This is a genomic window from Acidobacteriota bacterium, assembly GCA_035471785.1.
Taxonomy (GTDB): domain Bacteria; phylum Acidobacteriota; class UBA6911; order RPQK01; family DATIPO01; genus JANQFM01.
The window spans coordinates 1-4309 of record DATIPQ010000071.1 but is presented as its reverse complement, the minus strand read 5'-3'; the positions used below and the strand labels follow the sequence as shown (position 1 = coordinate 4309).

The 4309-nt window shown below is 64.0% G+C and carries 3 protein-coding genes; all 3 read left to right on the top strand.

The window, feature by feature from the left end:
* The first annotated feature begins 379 nt into the window (after nt 1–379).
* Complete coding sequence (gene speY, locus VLU25_10060; GenBank protein HSR68274.1) at nt 380–1486, top strand: deoxyhypusine synthase; 1107 nt, start codon at nt 380–382, stop codon at nt 1484–1486.
* Nucleotides 1487–1505: 19 nt separating this feature from the next.
* Nucleotides 1506–2165, top strand: coding sequence for an HAD family hydrolase (locus VLU25_10055; GenBank protein HSR68273.1), 660 nt, complete (start codon nt 1506–1508; stop codon nt 2163–2165).
* A gap of 92 nt (nt 2166–2257) precedes the next feature.
* Complete coding sequence (locus VLU25_10050; protein ID HSR68272.1) at nt 2258–3880, top strand: acyl-CoA carboxylase subunit beta; 1623 nt, start codon at nt 2258–2260, stop codon at nt 3878–3880.
* Nucleotides 3881–4309: the final 429 nt, after the last annotated feature.

Here is a 4309-nt window from a genome sequence, read left to right as displayed (position 1 = left end):
GGTGTGGGACCATCCCACCGTCCGCGCCATCGCCCAGTTCGTGGCCTCGGCAGAAGATGACTAGTGCTGCCGGTCATAAATCCTGAGCCAGGGGTCCTCCGTTTCTTGTCTTTTCTGAAAGGGACAGATTCGCCACCCCAGCGACTGTGTTAGAAGTCAAGTCCGGGCTCGCTGAAGGCGAGCGATTCGCCAGCCCAGGGTCAGCCCCGGCGAGCGCCAGCGAGACGGCGGCGCCACCCTGGGTTTCAGACGGTCAAGGTCTGAACGCTGAAAGCGTGGAATAACGCAACAGGGTGGCTCAAAACTTCTGACGCGCTGCACCAGATGCCGGCCGCCTCACTTGCGTGGCGAGGGAGAGATTGATTAGTCTTCGGGCCTGATGAGCAGACATCTGAGCGGCAAGAAAATCGACCCCACTCCCGTCACCGAGAAGACCACGGTCAGCGAAATCGTCGACAGCGTCTTCGAGGCCTACAACGCGGCCCGTCTGCGCGAGGCCTGCCACCTCTTCACGCGCAAGATGTTGCAGGACGACGTCACGGTGGGGCTTTCGCTGACGGGAGCCTTGACGCCCGCCGGACTGGGCATCTCCTGCCTCATCCCGCTCATCGAGCGCGGATTCGTGGACTGGATCGTCTCCACCGGCGCCAACCTCTACCACGACGCTCATTTCGCGATCGGCAAGACGCTCCATCGCGGCAACGTCGAGACCAGCGACGTGACGCTGCGCGAAGAAGGCGTCATCCGCATCTACGACATCTTCTTCGACTATGACGTGCTGCTCGAGACCGACGCCTTTTTCCGCAAGATGATGGCCGCCGAGGAGTTTCAGCGCCGCATGTCGACGGCCGAGTTCCACTACCGGGCCGGACGCTACGTGGCCGAGCGCGAGCGGGCTCTGGGGGCTTCCAAGAGTCTTTCCCTGCTGGCCGCCGCCTACCGCCACAAGATACCCGTCTTCACCTCTTCGCCCGGCGACAGCAGCATCGGCATGAACGTGGCCGCCATGAGCCTGACGGGCAGTGAACTGGTGCTCGACCCCTCGCTGGACGTCAACCAGACCGCCGCCATCGTCCTCGACGCCAAGCGGCGCGTGGAGGGAGGCAAGAGCGCCGTCCTCATCATGGGCGGGGGGTCGCCCAAGAACTTCATGCTCCAGACCGAGCCCCAGATCCAGGAAGTGATGGGGATCGAGGAAAAGGGGCACGACTACTTCCTGCAGATCACCGACGCGCGTCCCGACACGGGGGGGCTGTCGGGGGCCACTCCCTCCGAGGCCGTGAGCTGGGGCAAGGTCGATCCCGACCGTCTTCCCGACGCCGTGGTCTGCTACCTCGACGCCACCATCGGACTGCCTTTGCTGACCGCCTACGCCGTGGCCAACCGGCCCGCCCGTCCCCACAAGCAGCTTTACACCCGCCTTCCCCAACTCATGTCGCGCCTGCAGGAGGAATATGCCAAGGCCCGCCGATCGGGCCTGCGCTGATTGCTGATATCATCTGCTCATGGATGGCAATTCGCACCACCGCGCCATACTTTTCGACTTCGACGGAACCCTTATCGACGCCTCCGACGCCATCGTGTCGGCCTTCAATCTGACCTTGCGCGATCTAGGCATTGCAGAGATGGAGCACAAGTCCGTGGTGCGCTTGATCGGGCGTCCCCTGCAAGAGATGTTCTTCGAAGTCATGGGACGCCGTCCTCAGGCGGAGGAGGTGGAATCGATTCTGGACATCTACCGCGAGCACTTTTATCCCATCGCCACTTCACACGCCCGCCCCCTGCCCGGACTGGCCGAGACCCTCACTTACTATTCGGGGCGCATCAAGCTGGGAATCGCCACCTCGCGCCACTCCCGCGGGGCCTACCAGATCCTTGAGCACTTCGGGCTGCGGTCCCATTTCGGGGCGGTGGTTGGACTCGATCACGTCAACCAGGCCAAGCCCCACCCCGAGCCGCTGCTGCAGGCCCTGCGGCAGCTCGAAACCGAGCCCGCCCAAGCCGTCATGGTGGGAGACACCACCGACGACATGGCCGCCGCCCGCGCCGCCCGAGTCCTGGCCGTGGGCATCACCACCGGCTCCCATTCCCGCCGCGAACTCAAAGCCGCCGGAGCCCACCACATCATCACCTCCCTCCCCGCCCTGCGCAGCATCGTGGCTTGAAGGCGGTCGGATCAAATCGACCCGCGTCCCTTGGCAGGCGGGGCGGGGCACCTGGTATATTCACTACTTTGTAACCGTGTTTTGATACCAGAATGAGCCGACCATTTCGCGACTACGACAACTGGGACGAGATTATCGAGGCGCTGCGGGCCGATGAGGAGGAGATCCGCCGTGGGGGCGGAGAGAAGGCGGTCGAGAGGCAGCATTCCAAGGGACGGCTGACGGTGCGCGAGCGGCTGGAGAAGCTGATCGACCCCGACAGCGATTTTTTTGAACTGGGCATCTACGCCGGCTACGAGATGTATCCCGAGGCCGGGGGCGCTCCCGCCTCGGGCACCCTGACCGGCATCGCGCCGGTGGGCGGACGGCTGCACATGATCGTGGCCAACGACGCCACCGTCAAGGCGGGCGCCTTCTTTCCCGTCACGGTCAAAAAAGTCCTGCGCGCTCAGCGCATCGCCATGCAGAACCGGCTTCCCCTCATCTACCTGGTCGACTCGGCGGGCGTCTACCTGCCCATGCAGGACGAGATCTTTCCCGACCAGGACGACTTCGGACGCATCTTCCGCAACAACGCCAAGATCTCGGCCCGCGGCATCCCCCAGATCGCCGCCATCATGGGGCCCTGCGTGGCCGGAGGGGCCTATCTGCCGGTGATGTCCGACAAGATCCTGATGGTGGAAGGCAGCGGACTCTACATCGCCGGTCCCTCCCTGGTCAAAGCCGCCATCGGCCAGGACCTGAACAGCGAAGAGCTGGGCGGCGCCGATCTGCACGCCGAGCTGAGCGGCACCATCGACTTCAAGGAAGCCGACGACGAAGACTGCCTCAAGCGCCTGCGCAAGCTGGCCGCGCAATCGGCCGAACCGGAGCGGGCTCCCTTCAATCGCCAGCAGGAGCAGCCGCCCAAGCGCGGGGCCGATGACCTCTTCCGAATCATGCCCATCGAGTCCTCGGGCGAGTACGACATGCGCGAGGTCTTCGAGTGCATCTTCGACGATTCCCAGTTCGAGGAATACAAGAAAGACTACGGACGCACCGTCCTCTGCGGATACGCTCACGTGGGCGGATGGTCGGTGGGCGTGGTGGCCAACCAGAAGACCCACATCCGCCAGCCCGGCAAGCAGTTCGAGGTGGGGGGGGTGATCTACCGCGAGGCCGCCGACAAAGCCGCCCGCTTCATCATGGACTGCAACCAGAACCGTCTGCCGCTGCTCTTCTTTCAGGACGTCAACGGCTTCATGGTGGGCCGCGACGCCGAAGTCTCGGGCATCATCAAGTCGGGGGCCAAGATGGTCAACGCCGTGGCCAATTCGGTGGTCCCCAAAATTACCGTCATCACCGGCGGCAGCTTCGGGGCCGGCAACTATGCCCTCTGCGGCAAAGCCTACGACCCGCGTTTCATCTTCGCCTGGCCCACCTGCCAGTACGCCGTCATGGGGGGCTCCCAGGCTGCCAAGACTCTGGCCGACCTCAAGGTGCGGCAAATGGCCAAGCAGGGCCAGGAGATCGACGAGGAAGAGCGCCAGCGCATCGTGGGCGAGACCAGCGAGTCCTATCAGCACCAGATGGACGCCCGATACGCCGCCGCCCGCCTTTGGGTGGACCGCATTATCGACCCGCGAGATACCCGCGAGGCCATCAAGCTGTCTCTCGATGTAGCCTCCCTCAACGCTCGCATCAAGGACTTCAAGGTGGGTGTTTTCCAGGTCTGAGCACCCAAGGTTCTTGGCCGGGCGGGAGGCGCATCCCTGCGGCCCTACTTCGCCAAGGCTATGGTGGGCTCTAGCGAAAAAACGCTCGGGCAGAGTCCCGTGGGAGGCGCATCCCTGCGGCGATGAAGGCAATGCTGCGAGGCGTCTGGCGGTCGGCTCTGGGCTGGCCGAATCCCGGAGGAGTCAGCCCAGCAGTTCACGGGAAACTCTGGTGGGGATCGCCGCAAGGATGCGCCTCCCACCAGACCTGGGGCCGCTCGGTCAACACGGACCGGTCGCTAGTCTACGGCATAGCGAGCAGCCTCATACCGCCGAGAGCAATTAGGCCTTCACCGCGGTCGCTGAAGCTTGATTCGTGTGTGAACTTGTTGGTCACCCGGCAGCACCACTGCTGCCGGTCATAAATTCTGGGCCAGGGCCGCCGTTTTT

Excerpts from the sequence above, each read along its gene's own strand:
- speY (HSR68274.1), top strand. The coding sequence starts at position 380 with ATGAGCAGACATCTGAGCGGCAAGAAAATCGACCCCACTCCCGTCACC.
- VLU25_10055 (HSR68273.1), top strand. The coding sequence starts at position 1,506 with ATGGATGGCAATTCGCACCACCGCGCCATACTTTTCGACTTCGACGGA.
- VLU25_10050 (HSR68272.1), top strand. The coding sequence starts at position 2,258 with ATGAGCCGACCATTTCGCGACTACGACAACTGGGACGAGATTATCGAG.